Source organism: Variovorax sp. GrIS 2.14 (assembly GCF_046115955.1).
Taxonomy (GTDB): Bacteria; Pseudomonadota; Gammaproteobacteria; order Burkholderiales; family Burkholderiaceae_C; genus Variovorax.
In genome coordinates this window covers 119,864-146,796 of record NZ_JBJXIA010000014.1, presented here as the reverse complement: position 1 = coordinate 146,796, position 26,933 = coordinate 119,864, and the positions used below count along the sequence as shown (strand labels likewise).

At 64.6% G+C, this 26,933-nt stretch carries 22 protein-coding genes, 1 pseudogene and 1 other annotated feature; of the genes and pseudogenes, 6 read left to right on the top strand and 17 right to left on the bottom strand.

Annotated elements, in window-relative coordinates:
* From RCH10_RS20760 to RCH10_RS20690, 15 genes and pseudogenes are all read right to left on the bottom strand, one after another.
* Positions 1-697, bottom strand: a pseudogene (locus RCH10_RS20760) (IS3 family transposase); the annotation flags it as partial.
* Positions 303-419: a sequence feature (AL1L pseudoknot), on the bottom strand. Its footprint overlaps the pseudogene before it by 117 nt.
* Before the next feature lie 283 nt (positions 698-980).
* On the bottom strand, positions 981-1,463 hold the full coding sequence (locus tag RCH10_RS20755; protein ID WP_409053845.1) for a hypothetical protein: 483 nt from the start codon (positions 1,461-1,463) through the stop codon (positions 981-983).
* 101 nt (positions 1,464-1,564) lie between these two features.
* Positions 1,565-2,575 carry a serine hydrolase domain-containing protein gene (locus tag RCH10_RS20750; RefSeq protein ID WP_409053851.1) on the bottom strand — a complete coding sequence of 337 codons (1,011 nt, stop codon included), beginning with the start codon at positions 2,573-2,575 and terminating at the stop codon, positions 1,565-1,567.
* A gap of 318 nt (positions 2,576-2,893) precedes the next feature.
* Positions 2,894-3,043 carry a cytochrome bd-I oxidase subunit CydX gene (cydX, locus tag RCH10_RS20745; RefSeq protein ID WP_323499094.1) on the bottom strand — a complete coding sequence of 50 codons (150 nt, stop codon included), beginning with the start codon at positions 3,041-3,043 and terminating at the stop codon, positions 2,894-2,896.
* Positions 3,044-3,062: 19 nt separating this feature from the next.
* Positions 3,063-4,217: a cytochrome d ubiquinol oxidase subunit II gene (gene cydB / locus RCH10_RS20740; protein WP_409053844.1), complete on the bottom strand. Its 1,155-nt coding sequence runs from the start codon at positions 4,215-4,217 to the stop codon at positions 3,063-3,065.
* A gap of 3 nt (positions 4,218-4,220) precedes the next feature.
* Positions 4,221-5,822, bottom strand: coding sequence for a cytochrome ubiquinol oxidase subunit I (locus RCH10_RS20735; protein ID WP_409053843.1), 1,602 nt, complete (start codon positions 5,820-5,822; stop codon positions 4,221-4,223).
* 24 nt (positions 5,823-5,846) lie between these two features.
* On the bottom strand, positions 5,847-7,598 hold the full coding sequence (locus tag RCH10_RS20730) for an amino acid ABC transporter ATP-binding/permease protein (protein ID WP_409053842.1): 1,752 nt from the start codon (positions 7,596-7,598) through the stop codon (positions 5,847-5,849).
* Entirely contained in the window at positions 7,595-9,475 is a 1,881-nt protein-coding gene (gene cydD / locus RCH10_RS20725) for a thiol reductant ABC exporter subunit CydD (protein ID WP_409053841.1), read from the bottom strand. Before cydD ends, RCH10_RS20730 begins: the two co-directional genes overlap by 4 nt.
* Positions 9,476-9,678: 203 nt before the next feature.
* The gene (locus RCH10_RS20720; RefSeq protein ID WP_409053840.1) at positions 9,679-10,908 is read right to left on the bottom strand and encodes an acyltransferase family protein; all 1,230 of its coding nucleotides are present in this window, start codon (positions 10,906-10,908) and stop codon (positions 9,679-9,681) included.
* A gap of 1 nt (position 10,909) precedes the next feature.
* Positions 10,910-11,872: an NAD(P)H-dependent flavin oxidoreductase gene (locus tag RCH10_RS20715; RefSeq protein ID WP_409053839.1), complete on the bottom strand. Its 963-nt coding sequence runs from the start codon at positions 11,870-11,872 to the stop codon at positions 10,910-10,912.
* 62 nt (positions 11,873-11,934) lie between these two features.
* Entirely contained in the window at positions 11,935-13,725 is a 1,791-nt protein-coding gene (locus tag RCH10_RS20710; RefSeq protein ID WP_409053838.1) for an acyl-CoA dehydrogenase, read from the bottom strand.
* Positions 13,726-13,797: 72 nt separating this feature from the next.
* Positions 13,798-14,730 carry an electron transfer flavoprotein subunit alpha/FixB family protein gene (locus RCH10_RS20705; protein ID WP_409053837.1) on the bottom strand — a complete coding sequence of 311 codons (933 nt, stop codon included), beginning with the start codon at positions 14,728-14,730 and terminating at the stop codon, positions 13,798-13,800.
* Between the two features lie 2 nt (positions 14,731-14,732).
* The gene (locus tag RCH10_RS20700; protein ID WP_323499083.1) at positions 14,733-15,482 is read right to left on the bottom strand and encodes an electron transfer flavoprotein subunit beta/FixA family protein; all 750 of its coding nucleotides are present in this window, start codon (positions 15,480-15,482) and stop codon (positions 14,733-14,735) included.
* Between the two features lie 153 nt (positions 15,483-15,635).
* A complete protein-coding gene (locus RCH10_RS20695) occupies positions 15,636-16,928 on the bottom strand; it encodes a mechanosensitive ion channel family protein (RefSeq protein WP_409053836.1) in 1,293 nt (430 codons plus the stop codon).
* 36 nt (positions 16,929-16,964) lie between these two features.
* On the bottom strand, positions 16,965-17,918 hold the full coding sequence (locus RCH10_RS20690; RefSeq protein ID WP_409053835.1) for a histone deacetylase family protein: 954 nt from the start codon (positions 17,916-17,918) through the stop codon (positions 16,965-16,967).
* A gap of 77 nt (positions 17,919-17,995) precedes the next feature.
* On the opposite strand from RCH10_RS20690, the gene RCH10_RS20685 reads away from it, so the two are divergent.
* The 6 genes from RCH10_RS20685 to RCH10_RS20660 all read left to right on the top strand — a co-directional run bounded on the left by RCH10_RS20685 (position 17,996) and on the right by RCH10_RS20660 (position 24,314).
* Entirely contained in the window at positions 17,996-18,916 is a 921-nt protein-coding gene (locus RCH10_RS20685) for an AAA family ATPase (protein ID WP_409053834.1), read from the top strand.
* Entirely contained in the window at positions 18,913-19,890 is a 978-nt protein-coding gene (locus RCH10_RS20680; protein ID WP_409053833.1) for a DUF58 domain-containing protein, read from the top strand. Before RCH10_RS20685 ends, RCH10_RS20680 begins: the two co-directional genes overlap by 4 nt.
* Positions 19,884-21,884, top strand: a complete 2,001-nt coding sequence (locus RCH10_RS20675) for a transglutaminaseTgpA domain-containing protein (RefSeq protein WP_409053832.1) — start codon at positions 19,884-19,886, stop codon at positions 21,882-21,884. The genes RCH10_RS20680 and RCH10_RS20675 overlap by 7 nt, the downstream gene beginning before the upstream one ends.
* Before the next feature lie 94 nt (positions 21,885-21,978).
* Entirely contained in the window at positions 21,979-23,040 is a 1,062-nt protein-coding gene (gene mltB / locus RCH10_RS20670) for a lytic murein transglycosylase B (RefSeq protein WP_409053850.1), read from the top strand.
* Entirely contained in the window at positions 23,040-23,681 is a 642-nt protein-coding gene (locus tag RCH10_RS20665; protein WP_409053831.1) for an N-methyl-D-aspartate receptor NMDAR2C subunit, read from the top strand. The genes mltB and RCH10_RS20665 overlap by 1 nt, the downstream gene beginning before the upstream one ends.
* A gap of 3 nt (positions 23,682-23,684) precedes the next feature.
* Positions 23,685-24,314 carry a tetratricopeptide repeat protein gene (locus tag RCH10_RS20660; protein WP_323499073.1) on the top strand — a complete coding sequence of 210 codons (630 nt, stop codon included), beginning with the start codon at positions 23,685-23,687 and terminating at the stop codon, positions 24,312-24,314.
* Positions 24,315-24,323: 9 nt separating this feature from the next.
* On the opposite strand, the gene RCH10_RS20655 is transcribed toward RCH10_RS20660, so the two are convergent.
* Together RCH10_RS20655 and RCH10_RS20650 are read right to left on the bottom strand one after the other, a co-directional pair.
* Entirely contained in the window at positions 24,324-25,028 is a 705-nt protein-coding gene (locus RCH10_RS20655; RefSeq protein WP_323499071.1) for a hypothetical protein, read from the bottom strand.
* A 120-nt stretch (positions 25,029-25,148) separates the two neighbouring features.
* Positions 25,149-26,879 carry an ABC transporter substrate-binding protein gene (locus RCH10_RS20650; RefSeq protein ID WP_409053830.1) on the bottom strand — a complete coding sequence of 577 codons (1,731 nt, stop codon included), beginning with the start codon at positions 26,877-26,879 and terminating at the stop codon, positions 25,149-25,151.
* Positions 26,880-26,933 lie beyond the last annotated feature (54 nt).

Below are 26,933 nucleotides of genomic sequence, written 5' to 3'. Positions count from 1 at the left end.
CAGAACTTCCGGTTGACCCTGTCCAGCGGACATGCCGCTTTGCTGTCACTCATCGTCGTGCGCACGACCTTGCCGCGCATCACACCGCGCAACCCAAGCCGGCGCATCAACCGCTCGACGGTGCATCGCGCCACGACCGTGCCCTCGCGTGCCAATTGCCTCCAGACCTTGTCGGCGCCGTAGACCCGCATGTTGGCTTGCCAGACGCGTTGTATCGCCGGCATGAGGACATCGTCGCGATGTGCTCTGGCGCAGCGTCTGTGCGGCTCACGCGCCAGCGCCGCCTGCCGCCAATAACCTGACGGGGCGATCTGCAGCACTTTGCAGATCGGCTCGACCCCGTAGGCATGACGATGCTCGTCGATGAAACTCTTCAGAACTTTAGTCGGCGGTCGAGCTCCGCCTGGGCGAAAAACGCACTGGCCAGCTTCAGGATCTCGTTGGCCCGGCGCAGCTCCTTGACCTCGCGTTCCAGGTCCTTGACCCGCTGCGCTTGGCTGGTCGTGATGCCTTCGCGCACGCCGCCATCGACCTCGACACGTTTAACCCATTCGAGCAGCGTCTGCGGCACGCAGCCGATCTTCGGTGCGATGGACTCGACTGCTGCCCAGAGAGACGGGTACTCCCCACGGTGCTCCTGCACCATCCTCACGGCCCGCTCACGGACCTCGGGTGAGAACTTGTTCGACTTGTTCATGGCTCAATCCTCTCAGAGTGTTGAGCCTCCTCAAAAACCGGGGCGATTCACAGCGCGCTTCAGAAAAGTCGCCGAGCGCCACTCCTTGGCACCAAATTCTCAGACGACCCCATACCGCAGACGGCGCAACCAGACCGGGCTCCGACATGGCTTCGATTGCGAAGTTTGTGATTTCCCCGAACTGCATCTTTTTGATCTCAAACGCCCTTATGCGGCCCACGCGATGGGCAGGAGAATGACCGCTTCTGGCCGCAAGCCGCGATGCAAGGTCGATAGCACCCGGTCAGAAGCAGATCGGCCTACCGAGCGCTTTCGCGTCCACACAGAGGGCCTGCATCGTTTGCTCAAAGCCTCTCAAAAACGCCTCCACACTTTGCTCGTCGCAGCGAACTCCCGCAAGCTGAAAAACCTCCGCCTGCAGCTGCGGCATCAGCTCCATCGGTACCGAATCGCCACCATGCGTGCCGTTGTACAGCACGTGTCCCAACAAGACGGGGTAGATCTTGCCTATTTCCTTCGCGCTTAGCATTTTTCGAAGCATCCCGGCCAAGGAAACATTGCCTATCGACGCTCTCGCATAGACGCCGAATTCATGCCCACAGGCTGATTCGTTCCATCGATCAAATTCCAGTTCGGCTTCAAGGTCAATAGCTTGGGTACTTCTTGAACCGTCGGAGTCGACATACACATTCCACTCTGCCTTCGGTTGAGAAGTGAGCAGCCCTTTTTCAAGGCAGTTGCAATAAACGCATGCGGACACGCCCATCAAAGTCTCTCTAGGAAGTGACGCGCAACTTTAGCGTGATGAAAAACTGGACCGTAGTCTTGGTGGTCCGCTCTTGGCCCGTAGGCGGCAGTTGAGCGTGTTCACTCTGTGACACACGCTCGCAGCCACTTGAAGGCGGGGTGTTGGCCAGGCAGGGTAGCTTCCGCCGCCGCATCCATCAAGCGAAGGCCGCGGTTGCTGTTGGTCAGCAGGACGACGGCTGACTGAGTTGTTGGATTGCCCATTGCGAAGGCCCTGATGCCGTCCATTTTTCCCCACTGGAAAAATGTGCCGTCAGTTGCTTCAATTCCCCACCCGAGACCCCAGCCGATGTCTCGTTCAGTCTCGGGTTGACTGTCCATTAGATGGATGGCGTCCCCTCGCGGCACCATCACCGCGGGCGTCAACCATCTTTGGCGTGTCATCTCACTTAACGACGAGCCACTGAGAACAGCGAGCATGAACTTCGCGTAGTCGCCAGCTGTCGTCTGTAGAGAATAGGAGGCATTAGCGGCAGTTGGGCGATGCTTTTCAAGCCGCTTGTCGCCTTCATGAGGCACGGCAAAGTCCTTGCTGAAGCAGTCACGCCATTGAAAGCTGGACGATTGCATCCCCAGCGGGTCGAAAACCAGGCGATGTGCAAGCGCCTCCAACGGCTCGGTTGAGGCGGCCTCGAGTGCCATTTGAAGAAAGGTAAAGCCGACGCTGGAGTAGCTGAACCAACTTCCTGGCGGAAAGTAGGTCCGCAGCGGCTCGTCGCCCCGAAGGTTCGGCAAGCCTGAGGTGTGCGTCAAGACATGGCGGGCTGTGATGGGTGACGACGCGAGTTGTGGGGGAACGCCTTTCTGGACCATTCTGGACAGGGGTTCGTCGAGGTCGAAAGTTCCGCCATCTACGAGTTGAAGCGCAATGTAAGCGGCGACGGGCTTGCTCAACGAGGCGACGTCGAAAACCGTCGTTTCGACGACTGGCCGCTCGACGCCAAGCTCGGCCACGCCCACTGGCGTGACATTCACCTTTCCGCCTTCGACCGTGGCCAAGGCCACGCCCGGTATGGCTGGCGCGGCCATCAGATGACGCATTGAGTTTCCGACGGTTCGGCAATCGTTCATGTCGAGCAAGGACGTCAGGGAACGGAGCACGTCGTCCGCTTACAAATGGTGCGTGCTGGCGAAGGTCTGAAATTGGCCCGAAAGCGGCCAACTGAAGAATGCCACACGTTGCAATGCAAAAGACACGACCATCCCGCCAAGGCTCCTCAACAAACCCGTGCTCGCGCCGTTGAACGGCACGACGCTTCCTAGGCCGAGGGCGGTGGGTGGCCCTTGCAGCGAAGTAAAGGAGGAGGCCGAAGGCCGGGGGACATGAGCGGAAGGGGCCACCCACCGCCCTCGGCCCCGCCCCACGCCACCCACCGCCCTCGGCTGCGCCTAAAGCCGTTCCTGATTGTGCGAAGGCTCCGGCGTATCGAGCTTTTCACGCCGAATCGCGTCGTCGTCCATCAGCTCGTACCACATGGCATTGAGCACGGCAAAGGCGGCCGCCAGCGGCAGTCCGAGGATCCAGGAGAAGTACCACATCGTTTGTTCCTCGCTCGGGTCAGTAGGCGTGGCCGGTCTCTTGGCGGATCGCGACTTCGTCGACCTTGCCCCAGAGCACGTGATAGACCCAGGTCGTGTACGCCACGATGATAGGAATGAAGATGCAGGTCACGACCAGCATGATGAAAAGCGTCATGTGGCTCGATGACGAATCCCACACGGTGAGGCTGGCGCGCGGGTCGATCGAGGACGGCAGGATGAACGGGAACATCGATGCTCCCACGCTGGCGATGATGCCGGCGATGGCGAGCGCGGCGGTCAGCAGTGCGAGCGCCGGTCGGCGCAACGCCAGTCCGACCAACGCACCGGCCGCACCGATGAAGCCGGCCAGCGGCGCGAGCATGGTCCACGGATGCGCGGTGTAGTTGACGAGCCATGCGGCCGCGTGCAACTCCGCCGTCTTCAACATCGGGTTCGATGGCCCGACCGTATCGACCACGCTGGTGATGCGGTAGCCACCGATGAACGATGCCAGCAGGATGCCGGCCAGCGCATAGAGCGCGATGGTCGCCAGCGCCGCCACCATGCCGTACACGCGCGCACGTTCCGACACGGCGCCCGAGGTCTTGAGCGTGAGCCACGCAGCACCGTGCGTCACGAGCATCGCCACCGACACCAGACCGCAAAGCAAAGCGAACGGATTCAGCAGGCCGAAGAAGGTGCCGTCGTACAGGATGTGCATGTCGTCGGAGAATCGGAACGGCACGCCTTGCAGCACATTGCCGATTGCCACGCCGAAGATCAGCGCAGGCACGGTGCCGCTGAAGAACAGCACCCAGTCCCACCGCGCGCGCCACGCCGGCTCTTCGCGCTTGCTGCGAAATTTGAAAGCCACCGGCCGCAGGATCAGCGCCGAAAGAATCACGAACATCGCCAGGTAGAAGCCCGAGAACGACACCGCGTAGAGCTGCGGCCAGGCTGCGAAAATCGCGCCCCCGCCGAGGATCAACCACACCTGATTGCCCTCCCACACCGGGCCGACGCTGTTGATGACGACGCGGCGCTCCAGGTCGTTGCGCCCGACGAAGGGCAGCAACATGCCGGTGCCGAGGTCGAAGCCGTCCGTGACGGCAAAGCCGACGAGCAGTACGCCGATGAGCGCCCACCAGATCAGGCGCAGCGTGTCGTAGTCGATGAGTTGGGTAAGCGTCATTTTTTACTCCGCTGTGGCAAGGGGAAGATGCGCGGCCGGAACGATGCGCTGATGCGATTCGCCGACGTCGGGCGCGTGCTCGTGCTCGGGTCCCTTGCGGATCGCCTTGAGCATCAACTTGACCTCGATGACGAGCAGCACCGTGTACAGCGCGATGAATCCGAAGATGGTGAGCAGCAAGGTCTTCACGCCGAGGTCCGACACTGCGACCGCCGTCGGCAAGACGCCTTCGATGACCCACGGTTGGCGCCCGAATTCGGCCACGAGCCAGCCGGCCTCGATGGCGATCCAGGGCAGCGGGATCGACCACACGGCAACCTTAAGCAACCAGCGGTGGTCGTCGAGCCTGCGGCGCGCCGACAGCACGAAGAACGCCGCAGTCAACGCGATCAGCAACATACCGATGCCGACCATGATGCGGAATAGCCAGAACAACGGCAGCACCTGCGGCACGGTGTCCCATGCGGCCTTGGAAATCTGCTCGTCGGTCGCTTGCCTCGGGTCGTCGACGTAGCGCTTCAAGAGCAAGGCGTAGCCGAGTTCGGGCGCGTTGTTCTCGAAGGTGTCGCGCACGCCTTGCGACACGGTCTGCGTGCTGCCAGCCGCGCGAATCTGCTGCAGCGCGTCGTAGGCTTTGATGCCTTCGCGGATGCGGACCTCGGCGCGCTTCACGAGTTCGTCGATGCCCGGGATCACCGTGTCGAGCGAGCGGGTGCCGATGAGTCCCATCACTGCCGGGATGTGCAGCGCGTAGTGCGTCTCGCGGGCGGCTTGGTCGGGGAAGCCGAAGACAGTGAAGGCAGCCGGCGCAGGCTTGGTTTCCCACATGCCTTCGATGGCGGCCAGCTTCATCTTCTGGTGCTCGCTCGACAGGTAGCCGCTCTCATCACCCAGCACGACGACCGACAGCGCCGCCGCCAGACCGAAGGACGCAGCCACCGTCATCGAGCGCTTGGCCAGTTCGATGTGGCGCCCTTTGAGCAGGTACCACGCCGAGACGCCGAGCACGAAGACCGACGCGCAGATGTAGCCGGCCGACACCGTGTGCACGAACTTGGCTTGCGCCACCGGGTTGGTCAGCACCGCGAAGAAGTCGACCACTTCCATCCGCATCGTCTGCGGATTGAAGGCTGCGCCGACCGGGTTCTGCATCCAGCCGTTGGCGATCAAAATCCACAACGCCGAGAAGTTGGAGCCGATGGCGACGGCCCAGGTTGTCGTCAGATGGCCGACTTTGGAGAGCTTGTCCCAGCCAAAGAAGAACAGACCGACGAAGGTCGCTTCGAGGAAGAAAGCCATCAGCCCTTCGATGGCCAATGGCGCGCCGAAGATGTCGCCGACATAGTGGCTGTAGTAGCTCCAGTTCATGCCGAACTGAAACTCCATCACCACTCCGGTGGCAACGCCCATCGCGAAGTTGATGCCGAACAGCACGCCCCAGAACTTGGTCATGTCGCGCCAGATCACGCGGCCCGTCATCACGTAGACGGTCTCCATGATGGCCAGGATGATCGACAGCCCGAGCGTGAGGGGCACGAACAGGAAGTGATAAAGCGCCGTGGCGGCGAACTGCAATCGGGACAGTGCAACGATGTCGAAGTCCATGGGGTTTCCTTTTCTCTTTCTTCTTCAATCTGGGCGCAGCGCACGCAGCGCAGCTTCGAAACCGGGGGTGCCGCGACGCAGGTCGGCGACGATGTGGCCGGCTTCCATGCGGACCAGTCGATCGGCCAGCAAGGCCTCGCGGCGCAGGTGCGTGGCGATGAGTACGGTGCGCAGTCCGGCGTGTTGCGCAAGGCGCAGCAGCACGTCTCGTGCGATGTCTGTATCGAGCGCTTCGGTCGGCTCGTCGAGCAGCCAGAAGTCCGTGGGGCGAAGCAACAGCCGCGCGAGCGCGAGCCGGCGCGACTGGCCACCCGACAGGCCGAGACCGCCTTCGCCGAGTCGCGTGTCCAGGCCTGCAGCGGCGGTGCGAATGTCGTGTGCGAGGCCTGCCGCTTCGAGCGCGCGCCAGAGGCGAGCGTCGTCGGCTGAAGAATCAGCGAGGCGCAGGTTGTCGCGCAGGCTGTCCTGGAACAGTTCAGTGCGTTGCGTGAGCAGGCAGGCAGGCAGCGTCGCAACGGTGCCGGAGCGTGGCGTCAACTCGCCGGCCGCGATGGCGAGCAGCGTGGACTTGCCGGCGCCGCTGGGGCCGATCAACGCAACGCGCTCGCCGACGTCGATGCGCAGCGACACGCCGTGCAAGACGGCCGAGCCGGCCCTGGAATGCGCAGCGGTGATTTCGTGGAGGCGCAATGCGATGCCGCTCGTCAGCGAGGCGGCGGCGGCGGCGGCGGACAACTCGGCACCGATAGGCGCGATCGAGTCCGAAGAGAACCGCGCTGGCTGCACATCGTCCAGTGCAATGCGCGGTGCAAGCCGCCGCACGGCCAGCCAGGTGCGACCGGCATCCAGCGCACCGCGCCGCATCGCAGAAAAAGGCTCGACCGCAGTGAGCGCGACCAGCAGCGCGAGTGCTGCCGCAGGTGCACCGATGCGGCCTTCGCCGACCAATGCGCCGACCGCCAGCAAGACCGTGACCAGGCTGATCGTGCCGGCCATGCCGTAGGCCGCGCCGGCATTGGCTTCGAGCCTGTTCAACGCAAGGTCGGCGGCGGCCAGGCGTCGGTCAGCGTCGGCGAGCACTGCCTTCTGCGTGTCGATGCGGCCGGCCATGATGAGGTCGCTCTGCCCGGCGACAAGATCGACGGCGCGTGCACGCAGCACTTCGATCGCATGCGCACGTTGCACCGATGGGCGGCGTGCAAGACGCGCCACGACGAAGGCGATGCCCCAACCACTTGCGACGAGCCATACCGCCAGCGCGATGCCCAGGCCAATGTGCATGAAGCCGAGGACGACGCCGGCCAGCACCGCAGCGCCCAATGCCGCGATCGCGGGCACGACGAGCCGCAAATACAAAGACTCGAGCGCGTCGATGTCCGAGGTCAGCCTGAACAGCACACGCGATGGGCGCATCAGCAACTCGCGCGCGGCACCGGCACGCGCCCAGCCGCGGAACAGCTGCACGCGCAACGCCGCCAGCACGGCGAAGGTCGCGTCGTGCGTGACCAGTCGCTCGCCGTAGCGCGAGGCCGTGCGGCCGACCGCCAGCAAGCGGATGCCGGCCGAAGGCATGAAGACGTCGAACATGAACGCGGTCGCGACGTTGGCACCGGCCAGCGCCGTCGCGGTGATGAACCAGCCGGAAAGGCCGAGCAGCGCCATGCCGGTAAGCACGGTGATTGCAGCAAGCAGAGCGCCGACCAGCAATGCGCGGGGTTGGGTGGCAAGAAAGGGGCGCAGGATCAGACTGACGCGATCCGTGCGGGCGGTGCTCATGCGGCTTCCCTCACGACTTCGCGCACTTCAAAAGTGTCGGCTGCACCCAGGCTGACCACCCGATCCAGCCGCGCGGCCAGCACCGGGTCATGCGTCGCAACGATCAGAGTCTTGCCGCGCGCCAGCGCCATCAGCGCATCGGTCACGCGCAGCGCGGTTTCGGTGTCGAGGTGGGCTGTCGGCTCATCGACGAGCAGCAGATCGACGCCCGCGTTCACCACGACACGCGCCAGCGCCAGCCGCACCGCCTCACCACCCGAAAGTCCACCGCCGCCCTCGCCCAGCGCAACACCCAATCGGGCTTGCGCCACATCGGCGAGGTCCGCGAAGTCGAGCGCGGTTTCGATGCACGCTGCATCCACGCCGATGCGACCGAGGCCCACATTGCTTTGCACGGAGCCCGCGAACACATGCGGCCGCTGGCCCATCCAGCCGATACGCTGGCGCAGCGCGCCGACGCTGCGGTCTGTCAGCACAGTGCCGCCGATGACGATATCGCCGCTGTCGGCCGGCAGCAGGCCAGCCAGCAACGACAACAGCGCCGTCTTGCCGGCACCGCTCTCGCCCATCAAGGCGACGTGTTCGCCCGGCGCGACCCGCAGATTGATGCCGGAGAAAAGTGTCGCCTCGCCGGCGTGCGTGAAGCGCAAATCGCGTACGACGACAGACGGCGCGGAATGCGGTGACGATGCCTTGCCGTTGACGCTCGTGGTGCTGGAAGCTGCATTGGCCGCGGTCACTGCATGGATCGCCCGGACCGGCGCAGGATCGGCTGTGAGAGCGCTCATGGATACGACGGCGCCGGGCAACCGCACGGTGTCGTTACCCAACGCCGTGAGCGCCTGCAACGCCGCCTCGCCGGCAGCACGGTCGTGCCAAACGGCCGAAAGCTCACGCAGCGGCTCGAAAAACGCTGGCGCCAGCAGCAGCACGAAGAGGCCTTGCCCCAAGCCGAGTGGCCTGCCCCATGTGCCGAAATGGAGTGTGCCCAGCAAGTGGAACCCAACGTAGGCCGCGACCATCGCGACGCCGAGCGCCGAGAAGAGTTCGAGCACCGCCGACGACAGGAACGCGATGCGCAGCACGGACATCGTGCGGCGGCGCAGCGATTGCGCGGCGTCGCCGAGCCGCTCGGCCGTGAGGTCGACAGCGCCGAGCGCACGCAGCGTGGCAAGGCCGCGCAGCCGGTCGAGCAGGAAGGCGTTCATGCTGCCCATATCGACCATCTGCGCCTCGCTGGCGGCGCGGGCGCGCCAGCCGACGAGTGCCATGAACACGGGGATCAATGGCGCCGCAACGAGCAACACCAGCGCGGCGACCCAAGAGAGGCTCGCGACCACGAGAAGAATCACCAACGGCACGAGCGTGACGCGCAGACGCACCGGCTGATAGCGCACGAGATACGGCATGAGCGCTTCGGCCTGCTCGGCGATCACGCTGGCGGCGGCACCGGAGGCGGGCCGATGGCGGTCGAGCGGTGAGCCGCTCGCTAACGCCGCCGCGGCCCGTGCACGCAAAGTCGACAGATGGGCGCGCGCTTTGCCGAAGAGCTCGCGCGTGCCCCACGCGTCCAGCAGCGCGCGCAGCAGGCCGAGCGCGAAAATGCCGAGCGCCGGCCAAAGCACAGGAGACAACGGCTGGGCCCATGACCCGGAATGCGCTGCGATCGCGATACCTGCGACATCGGTATCGCCTCGATGGCCGATCGTTTGCGACAGCCGCTGAACCGCCCCGGCCAGCAACGCCGCCTGAGGCAACCAGAGCAACGCCGCCGCCGCCTGCAACACACCGCCCACGCCGGTCGCCGCGAAGAATCGCAGCGATGGCGCCGGGGCGGCGGGAGTCGGCGCAGCCGAGGCAGATCCCATCTTCTTCATGTTCTTTTTAGTTTCAGCAATCGCTGAAGGTTGCACAACATGGCCGGCGCTCGTCGATGCCGCCAGTCCGTGCCGTGAGGTTGCCCGCTGCGCCTGCGAGACGCAACCGTGCCTAGAAGGCCGAATTGATCTGTGTCAAGAAAAGGACCGGAGATCGGCCAGCGCTGCGTGTGGACACCGACGGTGCCGGCGGCGCGCCCGGCTCAGAGCGAAACGAGGAAGCCGCAGACCAGCAGCCCGGCGAACAGCGCGAGCACGGCGCGCCAGCTCGCGGGGCGCAACTCGATGCGGCGATAGAGAACCCACGCTGCCGCCAGCGAGAGTGCGATGGCCGCGACCATGCCCGCCGCGTCGATCCAGGGGGCGGCTGGCGCCCAATGGCTGACCACCGCGCTGACCAGCAGGATCACCGGAAAGTGAATCAGGAACAGGGAGTACGACATGCGTCCGAGTTGTGCGAGCGGCCGTGCCCACGCCGGACATGCAGACGACTTCAGCCAATGCAAACGCTGCGCTCCCGCTATCGCGACCGCCGTCGCGAGCGCAATGGCGATGCGGCTGCGCCACTCGAACGCCAATGCCGATACGCCGAGCAACACCAACAGGAGAAAGCCGGCACGCCATGCTGCCGGACTGCCGTGTTTGTCGGACCGGTCGGCGCAACCGATCCAGAACGTCAACATCCCCAAACCATAAGCGCCGAAAAAGTAAAGCGCCGTCGCGTCGAGTTCAGCGTGCAGATTGAAATAAACGAGGGAACTGGTGGCGAGGCCGAACACGATCACCACGGCGACCCAATGCGCACGCAACGAACGCGCGACGCTGTCGGATATGTTGCTCATGTCGCCAATGTCCTGCGCGTCTCCGATGCCGCGACGCCAGTGCCGCTCGACCCATGCCGCCAAGCCAACCGCGGCCAGCGACAGCGCGAACAACTGGAAGTCGATCGCCACGTACCACACACCGGCCGACAAAGCGTCGTAGCCCAGCAGGTCCTGCAACAGCAATCCATGCGCCAGCAGCTGCATCAAGTTAGGTGCACCCGGAACCGCGTCGTCGTGTAGCAAGGGCCTTGCGATCGCGGCCACGACCACGCTGACGATGAGCGCTGCGAGGTACGGAATGATCAGCCGCAGGTACCGCCGCGCAATACGTTCCAGCGGCCTGCCGGCGTTCAGCTGCCCTGCCGGGGCCATGCTGCCAGCAGTCAGAAAACCGGCAATGACCAGGAACACCTGTACGGCCAGGCGCCCATCGGTAGACAACCAGTGGATGAGCGCAGGCGCCAACGGAAACGCGACTTCGGACATCGGCCCGTAGCGCGCCAGGTGATGGCCGACAATGACCAGGCACGCCAGTCCCTTGACAGCGTCGAGCAGCGGAATGCGCGCCGCGCGGTCCTCCACCGTCGACACGTCCACCAGGTCCGGCATGTCAGAGCGACAGGCGGGCCCTTGCCTCGGCATATTCGCGCTTGAGCTTTTCGACGAACATGGCGGCCGTGCCGACCTCCGTCACGGCACCGATGCCCTGACCCGAACCCCAGATGTCTTTCCACGCTTTGGCTTTACTGCCATCGCCGGACGCGAAGTTCATCGTCGTGACATCGCCTTCGGGCAGGTTGGCCGGGTCCATGCCGGCGGCCACGATGCTCGGCGCCAGGTAGTTGCCATGCACGCCGGTGAAGAGGTTCGAATAGACGATGTCGTCGGAGCTGCCGTCGACGATCGCCTGCTTGTATTCGTCGCTGGCACGCGCTTCTTCGGTCGCGATGAAGGCGGTGCCGATGTAGGCGAAATCGGCGCCCATGGCTTGCGCCGCGAGCACCGCGCCGCCGGTGGCAATGGAACCCGACAACGCGATAGGGCCGTCGAACCACTGGCGGATTTCCTGGATGAGCGCGAACGGGCTCTTGACGCCCGCATGGCCACCGGCACCTGCGGCCACCGCGATGATGCCGTCTGCGCCCTTCTCGATCGCCTTCTTCGCGAACTTGTTGTTGATGATGTCGTGCAGCACGACACCGCCGTAGCTGTGGATGGCTTCGTTGACATCGGTGCGCGCGCCGAGCGAGGTGATGACGATCGGCACCTTGTACTTCACGACCATTTCCATGTCGTGATCGAGCCGGTCGTTGCTCTTGTGGACGATCTGGTTGATGGCGAAAGGTGCGGCCGGCTTGTCCGGATTGGCCTTGTTGTAGGCCGCGAGTTTCTCGGTGATTTCGATCAACCACTCTTCGAGTTGCGCCGCCGGACGCGCGTTCAGCGCCGGCATCGAACCGACCACGCCTGCCTTGCACTGCGCGATGACGAGCTTCGGTGTGCTGATGATGAAAAGCGGCGAGCCGATGATGGGCAGCGGCAGGTTCGCGAGCACAGGTGGCAGTTTCGACATGGTCTGTTGTCTTTTTGAAGTTATTGAATCAGGGTCGGAAAGTCGGGTTCAAAAGTCGAGAGTCAGAAGGACTCGAGCGCCAGCGCGGTCACGCTGTCGGCGCCGTCGACGATGCTGTCGCGTACCGCAGGCACCTTGTTCAGGATGTGCTCTGCATAGAAGCGCGCAGTAGCGATCTTGGCCTTCATGAATGCCACGTCGGTGCCGGCCTTCATCAGGTCTTCGGCCGCGATGAGCGAGCGCGCCAGTTGCCAGCCCGCCATCAGGTTGCCGGCCAGCATCAGGTACGGCACGCTGCCCGAAAACACCGCGTTAGGCGATGCCTTGGTATTGGTCGCCACGAAGCCGACGACTTCGACAAAGGCTTCGCGCGCAGCCTTCAGGCGCTTCAAGACGGCGGCGCCATCGGCGCTGTCGCGCTTGGCGAGGTCAGCTTCGGTCTTCTCGATTTGTGCGGCGATGGCCCTGGCTGTCTGGCCGCCATCGCGCGCCGTCTTGCGGCCGACCAGGTCGTTCGCCTGGATGGCGGTCGTGCCTTCGTAGATCGTCAGGATCTTGGCGTCGCGGTAGTACTGGGCCGCGCCCGTCTCCTCGATGAAGCCCATGCCGCCGTGCACCTGCACGCCGAGCGAGGTCACTTCCAGGCTCATCTCGGTGCTGTAGCCCTTGACCAGCGGCACCAGGAATTCGTAGAAAGCGGTGTTCTGCTTGCGCGTGTCCGCATCGGGATGGTGATGCGCAGCGTCGTAGGCGGCCGCGGCCACGCTGGCCATCGCACGGCACCCTTCGGTGTACGCACGCATCGTCATCAGCATGCGCTTGACGTCGGGATGATGAATGATCGGCGCGCTGGCGTTCATCGAGCCATCGACTGGTCGACTTTGCACGCGGTCTTTGGCGTAGGCCACCGCGTGCTGATAGGCGCGCTCGGCGATGGCGATGCCCTGCATGCCGACGGCGTAGCGGGCCGAGTTCATCATGATGAACATGTACTCGAGGCCTCGGTTCTCCTGGCCGACGATGTAGCCGACAGCGCCGCCGTGATCGCCGTACTGGAGCACGGCGGTCGGGCTGGCCTTGATGCCGAGCTTGTGTTCGATGCTGACGCAGTGCACGTCGTTGCGGTCACCCAGCGACCCGTCTTTGTTCACCATGAACTTCGGCACGACGAAGAGGCTGATGCCCTTCACGCCTTCGGGCGCACCGACCACGCGTGCCAGCACGAGGTGGACGATGTTCTCGGCCATGTCGTGCTCGCCGTACGTAATGTAGATTTTGGTGCCGAAGACCTTGTACGTGCCGTCGGGTTGCGGCTCGGCCCGGCTGCGCACCATCGCCAGATCGCTGCCGGCCTGCGGCTCGGTCAGGTTCATGGTGCCGGTCCACTGCCCGCTGATCAGCTTTTCCAGATAGATCGCATTCAGCGCTTCGGAGCCGGCGGTCAGCAGTGCTTCGGTCGCGCCATCGGAGAGCAGTGGGCACAGCGCGAAGCTCATATTGGCGGAGTTCAGCATCTCGCCGCAGGCTGCGCCGATGGTTTTCGGCAAGCCCTGACCGCCAAAGGCGAGCGGATGCTGCAGGCCCTGCCAGCCGCCAGCCGCGTACTGCGCAAAGGCTTCCTTGAAGCCCGGCGTGGTCGTGACGACGCCGTCCTTGAACGACGACGGATTGCGGTCGCCCGCCACGTTCAGCGGCGCGATCACGTCCTGGTTGAACCGGGCGCATTCTTCGAGCACGGCCTGCGCCGTCTCCAGGCCGGCGTCTTCGAAGCCGGGCATTTCTGCGATTTCTGCGATGTCGGCCAGATGTTCGATGTCGAACAACATGTCCTTGATCGGTGCGATGTAGCTCATGTCTTTGTCTCCAGATACAGGAAGGGCATCGCGAACGATGCCCTTGAATGACTTACCCGACGTTGCGCAAACTCAAAGCGCCTTGACCAATTCAGGCACAGCCACGAACAGGTCGGCAACCAGCCCGTAGTCGGCCACCGAGAAGATCGGCGCCTCTTCGTCCTTGTTGATCGCCACGATCACCTTGGAGTCCTTCATGCCGGCCAAGTGCTGAATGGCCCCCGAGATGCCTGCGGCGATGTACAACTGCGGCGCCACGATCTTGCCGGTCTGGCCCACTTGCCAGTCGTTCGGGGCGTAGCCTGCATCCACGGCAGCCCGGCTGGCTCCCAGGCCTGCATTGAGCTTGTCCGCCAGCGGTGCCATGATCTCCTGGAACTTCTCGGCACTGCCCAGGGCCCGGCCCCCGGAGACGATGATCTTGGCGGCCGTCAGCTCGGGGCGTTCGCTCTTGGTCACTTCCCGGCCGACGAAGGCGCTCTTGCCGCTGTCGGCCACGCCTTCGGCGGTTTCGATGGTGGCACTGCCACCGGTCACGGCTGCGGCATCGAAGCCGGTGGTGCGCACGGTGATGACGATGGTCTTGTCGCTCGACTGCACGGTGGCGATCGCATTGCCCGCATAAATCGGCCGCTCGAAGGTGTCCGGCGCATCGACCTTGGTGATGTCGCTGATCTGGGCGACATCCAGCTTGGCGGCGACGCGCGGCGCCACGTTCTTGCCGTTGGCGGTCGACGGGAACAGGATGTGGCTGTAATTGCCGGCGATCGCCAGCACCTGCGCTGCAACGTTCTCGGCCAGGTTCTCGGCCAGGCTGGCGCTGTCGGCCACGATGACTTTAGCGACGCCCACGATCTGGGCGGCGGCTTTGCCAGCTTCGGCGGCGTTGGCGCCCGCCACCAGGATGTGCACCTCGCCACCGCAGGCAATGGCCGCGGTGACGGTGTTCAGGGTCGCCGGCTTGATGGTGGCGTGGTCGTGTTCGGCAATAACTAATGCGGTCATGTTCAGATCACCTTCGCTTCGTTCTTCAGTTTGTCGACCAGGGCGGCCACGTCGGCCACCTTGATGCCGGCACCGCGCTTGGGCGGCTCCGAGACCTTCAGGGTCTTCAGGCGGGGGGTGACGTCGACACCCAGGTCTTCGGGCTTGAAGACGTCGAGCGTCTTCTTCTTGGCCTTCATGATGTTGGGCAGGGTGACGTAGCGCGGCTCGTTCAAGCGCAGGTCTGTCGTGATGACGGCCGGCAGGTTCAGGGTGAGGGTCTCCATGCCGCCGTCGATTTCACGCGAGACGGTGACTTTGTCGGCTGCCAGATCGACCTTGGAGGCGAAGGTGGCCTGCGGCAGGTCGGCCAGCGCGGCCAGCATCTGGCCGGTCTGGTTGGCATCGTCGTCGATGGCCTGCTTGCCCAGGATGATGAGGTGCGGCTGCTCCTTGTCGACCAGGGCTTTGAGGAGCTTGGCGATCGCCAGGGGCTGCAGTTCGGCGGTGGTCTCGACCAGGATGGCACGGTCGGCGCCGATGGCCATGGCGGTGCGCAGGGTTTCCTGGCACTTGACGTCACCGCAGGACACGGCGATGACTTCGGTGACGATGCCTTTTTCCTTGAGGCGGACCGCTTCTTCGACGGCGATCTCGTCGAAGGGGTTCATGCTCATCTTGACGTTGGCGATGTCCACGCCGCTGCCGTCGGATTTGACGCGGACCTTGACGTTGTAGTCGACGACGCGTTTGACGGGTACCAGAACCTTCATTGGTTTGACTCCATTGGATTTACGAAACCGGTGTGCCGCAGGGCAGCCAAACATTCTAGGCGGCGACCTCTGCGTGGACTGTTCATATCGATCACCCGACCCCACCGTGCAGGTGGGCAGGACACAAAAACGAACGATCGTGCTTTTATGTGATTATAGGCGAGTGCCGCGTTCGGGCAAAGCACCTGCCGATGGCGCGGTCGGCAAAGATTCGACGCGCACCACGCGCTGCGGAAAGGGAATGTCGATATGCGCAACGCGCAGACCTTCGAGCATCGCGATGTTGATGGCGGAGCGCACGTTGTCCTTGCCTTTCTCCGGATCGGCGACCCAGAAGTTGAGACTGAACTCCAGCCCGTCCGGCGCGAAGGCGACCAGGTAAGCAACAGGCACCGGGTCGCTCAAAACCCGCGCCTGCGCCTTGGCAGAGTCGCACAGGATGCTCTGCACTTGCGCCACATCGCTGTCGTAGCCCACCACGATGTTGGTCGTGATGTTGAACTTCATGTCGGCGATCGACAGGTTCTCGACCCGGCTGGTGATGAGCGTTTCGTTCGGCACGATCGACTCGCGACCATTGCCAGCACGAACCAGTGTGTAGCGCGTCTTGATGTCGGTGATCCGGCCTTCGAAACCGTCGACTTTGACGTTGTCGCCGATGCGGATCGAGCGCTCCAGCAGGATGACGAAACCACTCACGTAATTGGCTGCGAGCTTCTGCAAGCCGAAGCCCAAGCCGACGCCGACCGCACCACCCAGCACCGACAGCGCAGTAAGGTCGACCCCGACCGCCGACAACGCGAACAGCAGACCGACCAGCAGCAGCGCAGCGCGCACCGCGTTCGATGCCACTTTGCGCATCGACAGATCGGATACCGCCTCGCGCAGGATGCGTTTTTCGATCGTGGCGGCGATCCACAGTGCGATCACCATCACCACGCCGGCCCAGAAGATGCCTTCCAGAATTGTCCGCACGCTGACGTGCGTTTTGCCGAAGTCCAGCGAGATTGCATCGAGTTCGGCCAGCACCGGCGGCAGCAGCCCGACGATCCACAGCACCGCTGCGATCCAGGCGATCCACGAGATGGTTCGCTCGGCCAGCCGCACCAGCGCCGACGTCGGGAACACGGCCCGCAGCACCCGCGCGAAAAGCCGAATGGCGACGAGCGACAGGAACACCGGCACGGCGATGCGAAGCACGACCACCGGCAGAAAGCTCGCCGCACCGCGCCGTGCCAGATCACAGAAGAGCAGAGCCAGCAGCGGGAACAGCAACCCGTCCCAGAGACGCTCGCCGAACCAGATCGAATCCTTGGGCTGGTCGCGGCCGAACCAGCGGCACACGATCCATGCCAGCGCGACGCATCCGACCAGCACGGCCACTTCGATCGCGACGCTGCGCGGATCGACCTGCGACAGGCGCTCGGAGAACTGGCTGAAATCCATCGACCCCATCTTCACGCGCTGGTCACAAGTCCGCGGTCACAGGTCAGCCAAAACCCGCACGTGCGCTTCAACGCTGCGGGCCAGCGCGTCGAGGCTGTAGCCGCCTTCGAGCATCGACACGATGCGGCCCTTGGAATAGCGCTTGGCGATATCGCGCACCCGTCCGGTGATCCAGGCAAAGTCGTTTTCGTTCAGGCCCAGCTGGCCGAGATCGTCTTCGCGGTGCGCATCGAAACCGGCACTGATGAAGATCATCTCGGGCTGGAATTCTTCAAGCCGCGGAATCCACATCATCTCTATCAGCTCGCGCACATCCATGCCCTTGGTGTAGGCGGGCACCGGCAGGTTGAGCATGTTGGCGGCCGGATGCTCGGCGCCGCTGAACGGGTAGAAAGGGTGCTGAAAGATGCCGACCATCAGCACGTGCGGATCGTTCGACAGGATGTCTTCCGTGCCATTGCCGTGGTGCACGTCGAAGTCGACGATGGCGACGCGCTTCAGGCCGTGCACCTCGATCGCGTGGCGCGCGGCAATCGCGACGTTGTTCAAGAAGCAGAAGCCCATCGCCTTGTCGTGGCAGGCGTGATGACCCGGCGGCCGCACGGCGCAAAAAGCGTTTTCGAGCTCACCGGCCATCACCGCGTCGGTCGCCGCGATGACCGCACCGGCAGCACGTCGCGCGGCCAGCACGGTGAACTTGTTGAGCGATGTGTCAGGGTCGATCGGCGTGTGATCCGGGCCGCCTGCGGGCGCATCGGCTATCAGCCGCTGACTCAACTCTTCAAGATGTTCGAGGTGCGCGACGCTGTGCGCCCGGGTGATTTGCGGCAGCGTGGCCAGCGGGACTTCGCAACGTTCGAGCGCATCGGCAACGCCAGTGGCGAGGAGCCGGTCTTCGATGGCGTCGAGCCGCTCGGGGCATTCGGGATGACCCCGGCCCATCTCGTGCTTCCAGAAGTCGCGATGAATGAAGTAACCGGTTTTTCCCATGTCTCTGTCGCCCGCCGAAGCCTCGTTCAGCACAGGGCTGTTGGACCTTACGGTATTGTTTGCATATGGATACAAAAATGGACGTTGCCGCGAAGCTCGCCAGTCTTCTGAGTCAGCTTAACACGGTGATTGTGGGCAAAGAGGCCCAGGTCAAGGACTGCGTGGCGTGCCTTTTGGCAGGCGGGCACCTGCTGATCGAGGACGTGCCGGGCGTGGGCAAGACCACCCTGGCCCACGCCCTGTCGCACACCTTCGGGCTGCATTTTTCACGCGTGCAGTTCACCGCAGACCTGATGCCGGTCGACCTCTCAGGCGTGGCGATCTACGACCGCACGCAGCAGGCCTTCGTGTTCCATCCCGGGCCGATCTTCGCGCAGGTGCTGCTGGCCGACGAGATCAACCGCGCCAGCCCCAAGACCCAGAGCGCGCTGCTCGAAGCGATGGAAGAAAAGCAGGTGACGGTGGAAGGCGAAACGCGCCCTTTGCCAACGCCCTTCTTCGTCATCGCCACGCAGAACCCGCACGACCAGCTCGGCACGTTCGCCTTGCCCGAGTCGCAACTCGACCGCTTTCTCATGCGGATCTCGCTCGGCTATCCGGATCGCGCGGCCGAGCGGCTGTTGCTGGCCGGTGCCGACCGCCGCGAGATGCTCAGCGGCTTGCCGGCGTTGCTCACACCGGGCGAACTCACCGCACTCCAGCAAAAGGTGCAGCAGGTGCATGCGGCCGATGCTCTGCTCAACTACGTGCAGGACCTGATCGCTGCAACCCGTAATGGCCGCTGGTTCTTGCAAGGCCTGTCGCCGCGCGCCGGCATCGCGGTGCTGCGCGCGGCCAAGGCGCAGGCGCTGCTGGCCAATCGCGACTATGTGGCGCCGGACGACGTGCAGGCGGTGTTGCCGCAAACGATCGCGCATCGGCTGACGCCGGTCGGCGATGCCGGTCGCGGCTCCGTCGAACAGGTGCGCGCGATGATCGCGGCCGTGCCGCTGCCGTGAATCCGCTCGCGTTCGCCAGAGCGCGCATCGACGGCTGGTTCCTGTCGCGCCGCCCGCCGTCGGACACGCTCGAGCTGACGCAGCGCAACGTCTACATCGTGCCGACGCGCGCCGGCTGGATGCTCGGCGCGACGCTACTGGTGCTGCTGATCGCCTCCATCAATTACCAGCTCAACCTTGGCTACCTGCTGACCTTCTTGCTGGCCGGCAGTGTTGCGGTCGGAATGCACGTCTGTCACGCTACGCTGCGCGGACTGTCAATGCACCTCATCGCACCCGAAGCGCAGTACGCCAGGGCGGCTGCGGTGTTTCGCGTGGTGCTGCACAACGCGCGACGTTCGGTGCGCTACGGCATTGGCATGGCGGTGCGCGGCAGCGGGCAGTGGGCCTGGACCGATGTGCCTGCCGAAGGCAGCGCGACCGTCGAGATCGCCTTCCAGCCGGAAACGCGCGGTTTGCATCCGGTGCCGCCGCTGACTGCAGAAACGCGCTTTCCGCTCGGCACCTTTCGCGTCTGGACCGTCTGGCGCCCCGCCGCGCAAATGCTGGTGTACCCGGCGCCGGAGTTGCATCCGCCGCCGCTGCCGCCCGGCGAGCCATTGTCCGGCCAGGCCGCTTCGGCCGCACTGCTGCGCTCGCAAGGCGCGGGCGAATACGACGGCGTGCGCGCATACCGGCGTGGCGATCCGCTCAAGCTGGTGGTCTGGAAGAAGGCGGCCAAAGCCCAAGCTGCCGGGTCGGAAGACCTGGTGAGCCGCGACGCGCAACAGGCCCAGCGCGAAGAGCTGTGGCTCGATGCGCAAGCCACAGGACTGCCCGATCTCGAAGCCTGCCTGTCGCGCCTGTGCGCCTGGGTGTCGATGGCCGATCGGCTCGGCGTCGACTACGGCCTGCGCGTGGCCGGCCGCACGCTCAAGCCATCGCAAGGGGAAGCGCACCGCCGCGCTTGCCTGGAGGTGCTGGCGACATGCTGAAGCGACTCGCCGTCCTGCCGCGCGACGCCCGGGACACGTTGTTTTTGCTCGTGGTCATCGGCATCGTGGTGCTGCCGCAAATCGGCAATCTGCCGTGGTGGTGCACCGGCCTCACCGCCGCCGTGCTGCTGTGGCGCGGCACGCTGGCCGTGCAGGCACGGCCGCTGCCCGGCCGCTGGTGGCGCGCTGCCCTGCTCGCGGTCACGCTGATCGCCACCTTCGCCACGCATCGCACGTTGCTCGGTCGCGATGCCGGCGTCACGCTGGTCGTCGTGCTGCTGGCGCTCAAGACGCTGGAGCTGCGCGCACAACGCGATGCCTTCGTCATCTTCTTCTTGAGCTTCTTCGCGATGCTCACCAACTTCTTCTATTCGCAGTCGCTGATGACCGCGGTGACGATGCTCGTCGCGCTGCTCGGCCTGCTGACGGCGCTGGTCAATGCGCACATGCCGGTCGGTCGTCCGCCGTTGACGCAGGCCGCCAAGACCGCCGGCTGGATGGCGCTGGCCGGTGCGCCGATCATGCTGGCGTTGTTCCTGCTGTTCCCGCGACTGGCGCCGTTATGGGGCACGCCCGGCGATGCGATGGCGGGACGCAGCGGCCTGTCCAACACCATGCGCGTCGGCACCATCGCGCAACTGGCGCTCGACGACACCATCGCGGCGCGCATCAAGTTCGACGGCGCCGTGCCCGCGCAGCGCGACATGTACTTTCGCGGACCGGTGCTGGCGCAGTTCGATGGCCGCGAATGGACCGCCCTGCCGCCGTGGGCGCGCGGCGCGCTGCAACCCAACCTGCGTGTGCAAGGCGCGCCCGTGCGCTACGAGGTCACGCTCGAAGCCAGCAATCGGCCCTGGCTGCTGACGCTGGATGCCGCGGCGAGCGCACCACGGGTGCCAGCCGGTATCGAGGTGACGGGCACGTCCGACCTGCAGTGGTTCGCCAACCGCGCGTTGAACGACCTCGTGCGATACCGCGCAGAAAGCTACACGCAATTCTCCAGCGGTCCGGTGCGACGCACCGCTTCTTTGCAGGCTTACCAGGCGCTGCCGAGCGGCTCGAACCCACGCACCGTCGCGCTGGCCGCGCAGATGCACAGCGACCCCGCACTGGCCGGCGCCGACACGTCCGCCTTCGTGCGTGCAGTGCTCGAACGATTGCGCACCGGTGGCTACACCTACACGCTCGACCCCGGCATCTACGGCAATGAAACGGCCGACGAGTTCTGGTTCGACCGCAAGGAAGGCTTTTGCGAGCACATCGCCTCGTCTTTCGTCATCCTGATGCGGGCGCTCGGCGTTCCGGCGCGCATCGTCACCGGCTACCAGGGCGGGGAGTTCAACACCATCGACGACTACTGGGTCCTGCGCAACAGCGACGCCCATGCGTGGGCCGAAGTCTGGCAAGAAGGCATCGGCTGGCAGCGCGTCGACCCGACCGGTGCGGTGTCGCCGGGCCGCGTCGGGCGGTTGCAGCGACTGGCGCCAACACCCGGTCTGTTTGCAGGTGCGATCAGCGCGATGGCTCCGACCTTCGCGATCGACATGCGCGCGACGTGGGAGGCCCTCAACAACGGCTGGAACCAGTGGGTGCTCAACTACACGCAGAGCCGGCAGTTGAACCTGCTGAAGAACATCGGCTTCGACGCGCCGAGCCTCGAAGACCTGGCGTACGCACTGCTTTACCTGCTGATCGGCGCCAGCCTGATCGGCGCGGGGTGGACGTTATGGGAACGGCGTAGTCACGATCCGTGGCTCCGGTTGCTCAGGCAGGCGCGCAACCGATTGCAGCGTGCCGGACTCGATGTTCCTGATGCGACGCCACCGCGGGAGATGGCGCTGCGGACGACCGCCCGTTTCGGCTCTGCTGGGCAGGCAGTGCACGACTGGCTGCTGAAGCTGGAAGCGCAACGGTATGCACGGGCATCTTCGGAAGCAGCCGCCACATTGCGCAGGCTGCGCGCCGAATTTCGACGGCTCGCCTGGCCGCGCTGAAGGCGCGTTGTCCCCGCCAAGAACGGGCGCGCGCCAACGGCACAATCGGCGCATGCGCTGTTCTCTTTCGAAGCTCACTTCTTTTATCGTCGTCATGCTCGGCACCTGCACCGTCGCGACGCCGGCGACTGCGCAAAAGGCGCCGGCCAAGCGCACGATCGCGACGACGGCTGCCACCGGCCCGGCCGTCGTGCGTGGCGGCATCCCTTACGCGAACCGCGACGACGCCATGCAGTTCGCCGACGACGTGGCCGCACGGCGCGGCCTCGATCGCGAATGGGTGCGCGCCACCATCGGCAGCGCACGCTATCTGTCGAACGTGCCGCGCCTGATGCTGCCGGCGCCGGTCGGCACGCTGAAGAATTGGCGCGTCTACCGCAGCCGCTTCATCGACCCGGTGCGCATCGCGGCCGGCGTTCGCTTCTGGCGCGCCCACGCGGATGCGTTGGCACGCGCCGAAGCCACCTACGGCGTGCCGCCGGAAATCGTGGTCGGCATCATCGGCGTCGAGACCATCTACGGGCGCGATATGGGTCGCTTCCGTGTGATCGATGCGCTGGCCACGCTATCGTTCGACTTTCCGCAAGGCCATCCGCGTGCAGCCGAGCGCCAGGCCTTCTTCCGCGGCGAGCTCGAAAGCTTTTTGAGCACCGAAAGTCGCACCGCTGCCGATCCGCTCGCGCCGCTCGGCAGTTACGCCGGCGCCATGGGCATGCCGCAGTTCATGCCCAGCAGCATCGCCAAGTACGCGGTCGATTTCGATGGCGATGGCCGCATCGACCTGGTCAACAGCCCCGACGATGTGATCGGCTCCGTCGCCAACTACTTCAAGGCGTTCCACTGGTTGCCGGGGCGGCCCGCGACCTTCCCGGTCGGCTTCGATGAAACGCGGCTGAAGAAGGCGATCTTGCTCGCGCCCGACATCCTTCCGACCTTCAGCGCAGACAGCTTCAGCGCGGCCGGTGGCGTGCTTCAGGGCGACGCGACGCGGTACGCCGGATTGCTCGCACTGATCGAACTGCAGAACGGCGGCGATGCGCCGACCTACGTCGCCGGCACGGAGAACTTCTACGCCATCACGCGCTACAACTGGTCCAGCTACTACGCGATGTCGGTGCTCGAACTGGGCGACGAGATCAAGGCGGCGATGCGCTGATGGGACCCGTGCAAGACGTCGCTGCAGACACCCACGACACGCTGCTCGCGAACTGGCGGGCGACTTGGGCGACGCTCGGCCTGTCGTCCTCCCCCGCCCTGTTTGGAACACTGATGACTGCATGGGCCGAGCCGCAGCGCCACTACCACTCACTGCAGCATCTGGCCGAATGCATCGCCTGGTTCGAGCGCGAAAAGGATGCAGCGGAACGTCCCGCGGAGATCGCACTGGCGCTGTGGTTCCACGATGCAATCTACGACGTGCACGCTCACGACAACGAAGAGCGCAGCGCCGACTGGGCACGTGACGCATTGATAACCGCGGGTGTTTCGGTCGACGCTGCGGCTCGCATTCATTCGCTGATCCTGGCCACCCGGCACGATGCCGTTCCGGAAGGTCACGATGCAAAGCTGCTTGTCGACATCGACCTGTCGGTGCTCGGCGCGCCGACTGAGCGCTTCGACGAATACGAGCGGCAGATCCGTGCCGAATACGCGCATGTGCCGCCTGAGGTTTTCGAACCGCGCCGACGAAATATCCTTCGGCACTTTTTTGATCGCGATCCGCTCTACGCCACGCCCGGCATGCACGCCGCCTGCGAAGCACAGGCGAAGCTCAACTTGCGCACAGCGATCGGCTGAGCGATGGACACGCCTCCGGTCCCCGCAGAGAAGTTTCTCGAACTCGCGATCCTTCATGTCAACGCCGGGCAACCCGACCGCGCACGGGTCATTTGCGACCATGCGCTGACTGCGCATCCCACGCACCCCGCGGTGCTTCAGCTGCTCGCCCAGCTGGAGTTCGACGCCGGCCAACTAGAGGACGCCCGCAGGCACATCGCTGCCAGCTTGATGGCGCGCCCGGACCATGCGCCGTCGCTTCTCGTAGCGGGCGGCGTGGCGCGGGCGCAAGGCCGCCTTGCCGACGCGGCGCACGCGCTGTCGCGGGCCGCTGCGCTGGCACCGGCGAACGGCAAGGCGTGGTTCGAACTCGCGCTGGTGCGGCAGGATTTGCGCGACTTCGACGGTGCGGCCGAAGCGCTCCGGAAGCTGCTGCGCGTGGCGCCGCCCCGGGCGGAAGTTGAAGTCAATCTCGGCATCGTGCTGCAGGAGGCAGGCCGGATGGACGAGGCCATGGACGCCTACGGCCGCGCGTACCACTTGCGCGAAGACACTTTCGGGCGCATCGCGCATGCGCTGTCGACGCCGAGTGCCGGCCGTCTCTGGCTCAACCTCGATGATTTGCGCGCCGCACTACGCGGTACCACCACATGAGCCGGCAACTCAGCTCACGCGTTTGCTGCGATAGCCCTTGCGGTAGACGCCCGGCCCGGCCATGATTTTCGTGGCGACGGTTTCGTAGGCGGCGACGCGTTCGGCAGACATCGCCTCGCACGACAACGTCATCACCTCCCGCGGTACCGGGTAGCACTGCGCGACCGGCATGCCACGCGGCAACACGCCATCGAACGCGGGATCGATCCACACCGCCGGGAAGTTAATGCCGACATCGTTGAATCGATCGGCGTCGACGAGCCCTGTCACCAGCCTGAACGGCAGGTCGTCGCGGTTGACCGGATGCACCGCCATGAGCGACCAGCCGGCATCGAGCTCGACGGTCCAGAAGCTGTTGAACTTGAGCGCCGACCGCCCACCGTGCGCAAGCGGTGAACCGGCGATCTGTTCGGGCACATGAAAACTGAGCGGCGCGCGCGGGTGACCGGGCACGGTCAGCGCGGGCAATGGCCAGTCCCAGCTGAACTGCCCCGCCTTCACCGTCACGTCGCAAGGCAGCAGCAACATGAAGCCGTGCGTCATTGCGTCGACGAAGGGCGGGCACTGCTTGACGGTGCGAATGCTGCGCTGGTGCACCGCCGACTCTGCCCTCGGCGCCATCCGGCGCAACCAGTCCGGCAGCATCGCCTTGGCCGCCACGGGGCGCGGCAGCAAGTCGATCAATGCGGGATCGCAACGAAAAATGATGTTCATGGGAGCGCGTTGGAGTATGCCGCCTGCGGTCGGCAAAACGCCCTGCCGATCACAGAGATCTACAGGGCGCGAGCCCCGCACGAGGCGGGTACGGGGCGAGGTCGGCGAGCCGATGCGGGTTTAGCGCACGCGGCCTTCCTTCCATGCGGTCAACAACTTTTCGTAGGCGACCGTCTCACCCTTTGGCTTTTCGTTCGCAAGCTTCTTCCAGGGCGCATGTTCGCTGCTCAGCCACTTCGAAGGATCGCTCTTCGGATTGAGCTTGGGCGGGCAGTTGGCCATGCCAGCGCGCTGCAGGCGACCCATCACGTCGTCCATCTCGTTGGCCAGGTTGTCCATGGCGGCCTGCGGCGTCTTCTCGCCCGTCACGGCCACGGCCACGTTCTTCCACCAGAGCTGGGCCAGCTTCGGATAGTCGGGCACGTTATTGCCGGTCGGCGTCCACGCCACCCGGGCCGGGCTGCGATAGAACTCGATCAGGCCACCGTACTTCGCCGCGTTCTGCGTGAAATAGTCGGAGCGAATGTCGCTGTCACGGATGAAGGTCAGCCCGACGATCGACTTCTTCAGCGAAGTCGTCTTGGAGGTGACGAATTGCGCGTAGAGCCATGCTGCGGTCGCACGGTCTGGGTCATTGGACTTCAGGAAAGTCCACGAGCCCACATCCTGGTAACCGTTCTGCATGCCGTCTTTCCAGTACGGGCCATGCGGGCCGGGAGCCATGCGCCACTTGGGCGTACCGTCGGCGTTCACCACAGGCAAGCCCTGCTTGATCATGTCGGCCGTGAAGGCGGTGTACCAGAACACCTGCTGCGCGATCTGCCCTTGCGCTGGCACCGGTCCGGACTCACCGAAGGTCATGCCCATGGCTTCCTTGGGCGCGTACTTCTTCATCCAGTCGATGTACTTGGTCAGCGCATAGACCGAAGCAGGCGAGTTCGTCGCACCGCCGCGCGACACAGCGGCGCCAACCGGGGTGCAGTTGTCGGCTGCGACACGGATACCCCACTCGTCGATTGGCAAGCCGTTCGGGATGCCCTTGTCGGCGGCGCCAGCCATCGACAGCCACGCATCGGTAAAGCGCCAGCCCAGCGACGGGTCCTTTTTGCCGTAGTCCATATGACCGTAGATCGGCTTGCCGTCGATGGTCTTCACGTCTTCGCTGAAGAAGGCCGCGATGTCTTCGTAGGCCGACCAGTTGATCGGTACGCCGAGGTCGTAGCCGTACTTGGCCTTGAACTTGTCCTGCAGGTCCTTGCGCGCGAACAGGTCGGCGCGGAACCAGTACAGGTTGGCGAACTGTTGGTCCGGCAACTGGTACAGCTTCTTGTCGGGCGCCGTGGTGAAGCTGGTGCCGATGAAGTCTTTCAGGTCGAGCCCGGGATTGGTGTAATCCTTCCAGGCGCCGGTCATCTGGTCGCTCAGCGCCAGTGCGGTGCCGTAGCGATAGTGGGTACCGATATGGTCGGAGTCGTTGATCCATCCGTCATAGATCGACTTGCCCGACTGCATCGAGGTCTGCAGCTTCTCCACCACATCGCCCTCCTGGATGATGTCGTGCTTGACCTTGATGCCGGTGATTTCTTCGAAAGCCTTGGCCAGCGTCTTCGATTCATATTCGTGGACCGTCAGCGTCTCCGACACGACCGAGATTTCCTTCACGCCCTTGGCTTGAAGTTTCTTGGCCGCATCGATGAACCACTTCATCTCTTCCATCTGCTTGTCTTTGGACAAGGTCGACGGCTGAAATTCGGTGTCGATCCACTTCTTGGCTTCCGCCTCGCCAGCCCATGCGCCGTGCGTGGCGAACATCGCCGCCGCGAGAGCCAGGGCGTTGTAACGCATCTTCATTTGAATGTCTCCTCGGTTGTCGCTTCCCCTCCTGTTTGGAATCCTCGGCGGCTC

Excerpts from the sequence above, each read along its gene's own strand:
- RCH10_RS20755 (WP_409053845.1), bottom strand. The coding sequence starts at position 1,463 with ATGGGCGTGTCCGCATGCGTTTATTGCAACTGCCTTGAAAAAGGGCTG.
- RCH10_RS20750 (WP_409053851.1), bottom strand. The coding sequence starts at position 2,575 with ATGAACGATTGCCGAACCGTCGGAAACTCAATGCGTCATCTGATGGCC.
- cydX (WP_323499094.1), bottom strand. The coding sequence starts at position 3,043 with ATGTGGTACTTCTCCTGGATCCTCGGACTGCCGCTGGCGGCCGCCTTT.
- cydB (WP_409053844.1), bottom strand. The coding sequence starts at position 4,217 with ATGACGCTTACCCAACTCATCGACTACGACACGCTGCGCCTGATCTGG.
- RCH10_RS20735 (WP_409053843.1), bottom strand. The coding sequence starts at position 5,822 with ATGGACTTCGACATCGTTGCACTGTCCCGATTGCAGTTCGCCGCCACG.
- RCH10_RS20730 (WP_409053842.1), bottom strand. The coding sequence starts at position 7,598 with ATGAGCACCGCCCGCACGGATCGCGTCAGTCTGATCCTGCGCCCCTTT.
- cydD (WP_409053841.1), bottom strand. The coding sequence starts at position 9,475 with ATGAAGAAGATGGGATCTGCCTCGGCTGCGCCGACTCCCGCCGCCCCG.
- RCH10_RS20720 (WP_409053840.1), bottom strand. The coding sequence starts at position 10,908 with ATGCCGGACCTGGTGGACGTGTCGACGGTGGAGGACCGCGCGGCGCGC.
- RCH10_RS20715 (WP_409053839.1), bottom strand. The coding sequence starts at position 11,872 with ATGTCGAAACTGCCACCTGTGCTCGCGAACCTGCCGCTGCCCATCATC.
- RCH10_RS20710 (WP_409053838.1), bottom strand. The coding sequence starts at position 13,725 with ATGAGCTACATCGCACCGATCAAGGACATGTTGTTCGACATCGAACAT.
- RCH10_RS20705 (WP_409053837.1), bottom strand. The coding sequence starts at position 14,730 with ATGACCGCATTAGTTATTGCCGAACACGACCACGCCACCATCAAGCCG.
- RCH10_RS20700 (WP_323499083.1), bottom strand. The coding sequence starts at position 15,482 with ATGAAGGTTCTGGTACCCGTCAAACGCGTCGTCGACTACAACGTCAAG.
- RCH10_RS20695 (WP_409053836.1), bottom strand. The coding sequence starts at position 16,928 with ATGGATTTCAGCCAGTTCTCCGAGCGCCTGTCGCAGGTCGATCCGCGC.
- RCH10_RS20690 (WP_409053835.1), bottom strand. The coding sequence starts at position 17,918 with ATGGGAAAAACCGGTTACTTCATTCATCGCGACTTCTGGAAGCACGAG.
- RCH10_RS20685 (WP_409053834.1), top strand. The coding sequence starts at position 17,996 with ATGGACGTTGCCGCGAAGCTCGCCAGTCTTCTGAGTCAGCTTAACACG.
- RCH10_RS20675 (WP_409053832.1), top strand. The coding sequence starts at position 19,884 with ATGCTGAAGCGACTCGCCGTCCTGCCGCGCGACGCCCGGGACACGTTG.
- mltB (WP_409053850.1), top strand. The coding sequence starts at position 21,979 with ATGCTCGGCACCTGCACCGTCGCGACGCCGGCGACTGCGCAAAAGGCG.
- RCH10_RS20665 (WP_409053831.1), top strand. The coding sequence starts at position 23,040 with ATGGGACCCGTGCAAGACGTCGCTGCAGACACCCACGACACGCTGCTC.
- RCH10_RS20660 (WP_323499073.1), top strand. The coding sequence starts at position 23,685 with ATGGACACGCCTCCGGTCCCCGCAGAGAAGTTTCTCGAACTCGCGATC.
- RCH10_RS20655 (WP_323499071.1), bottom strand. The coding sequence starts at position 25,028 with ATGAACATCATTTTTCGTTGCGATCCCGCATTGATCGACTTGCTGCCG.
- RCH10_RS20650 (WP_409053830.1), bottom strand. The coding sequence starts at position 26,879 with ATGAAGATGCGTTACAACGCCCTGGCTCTCGCGGCGGCGATGTTCGCC.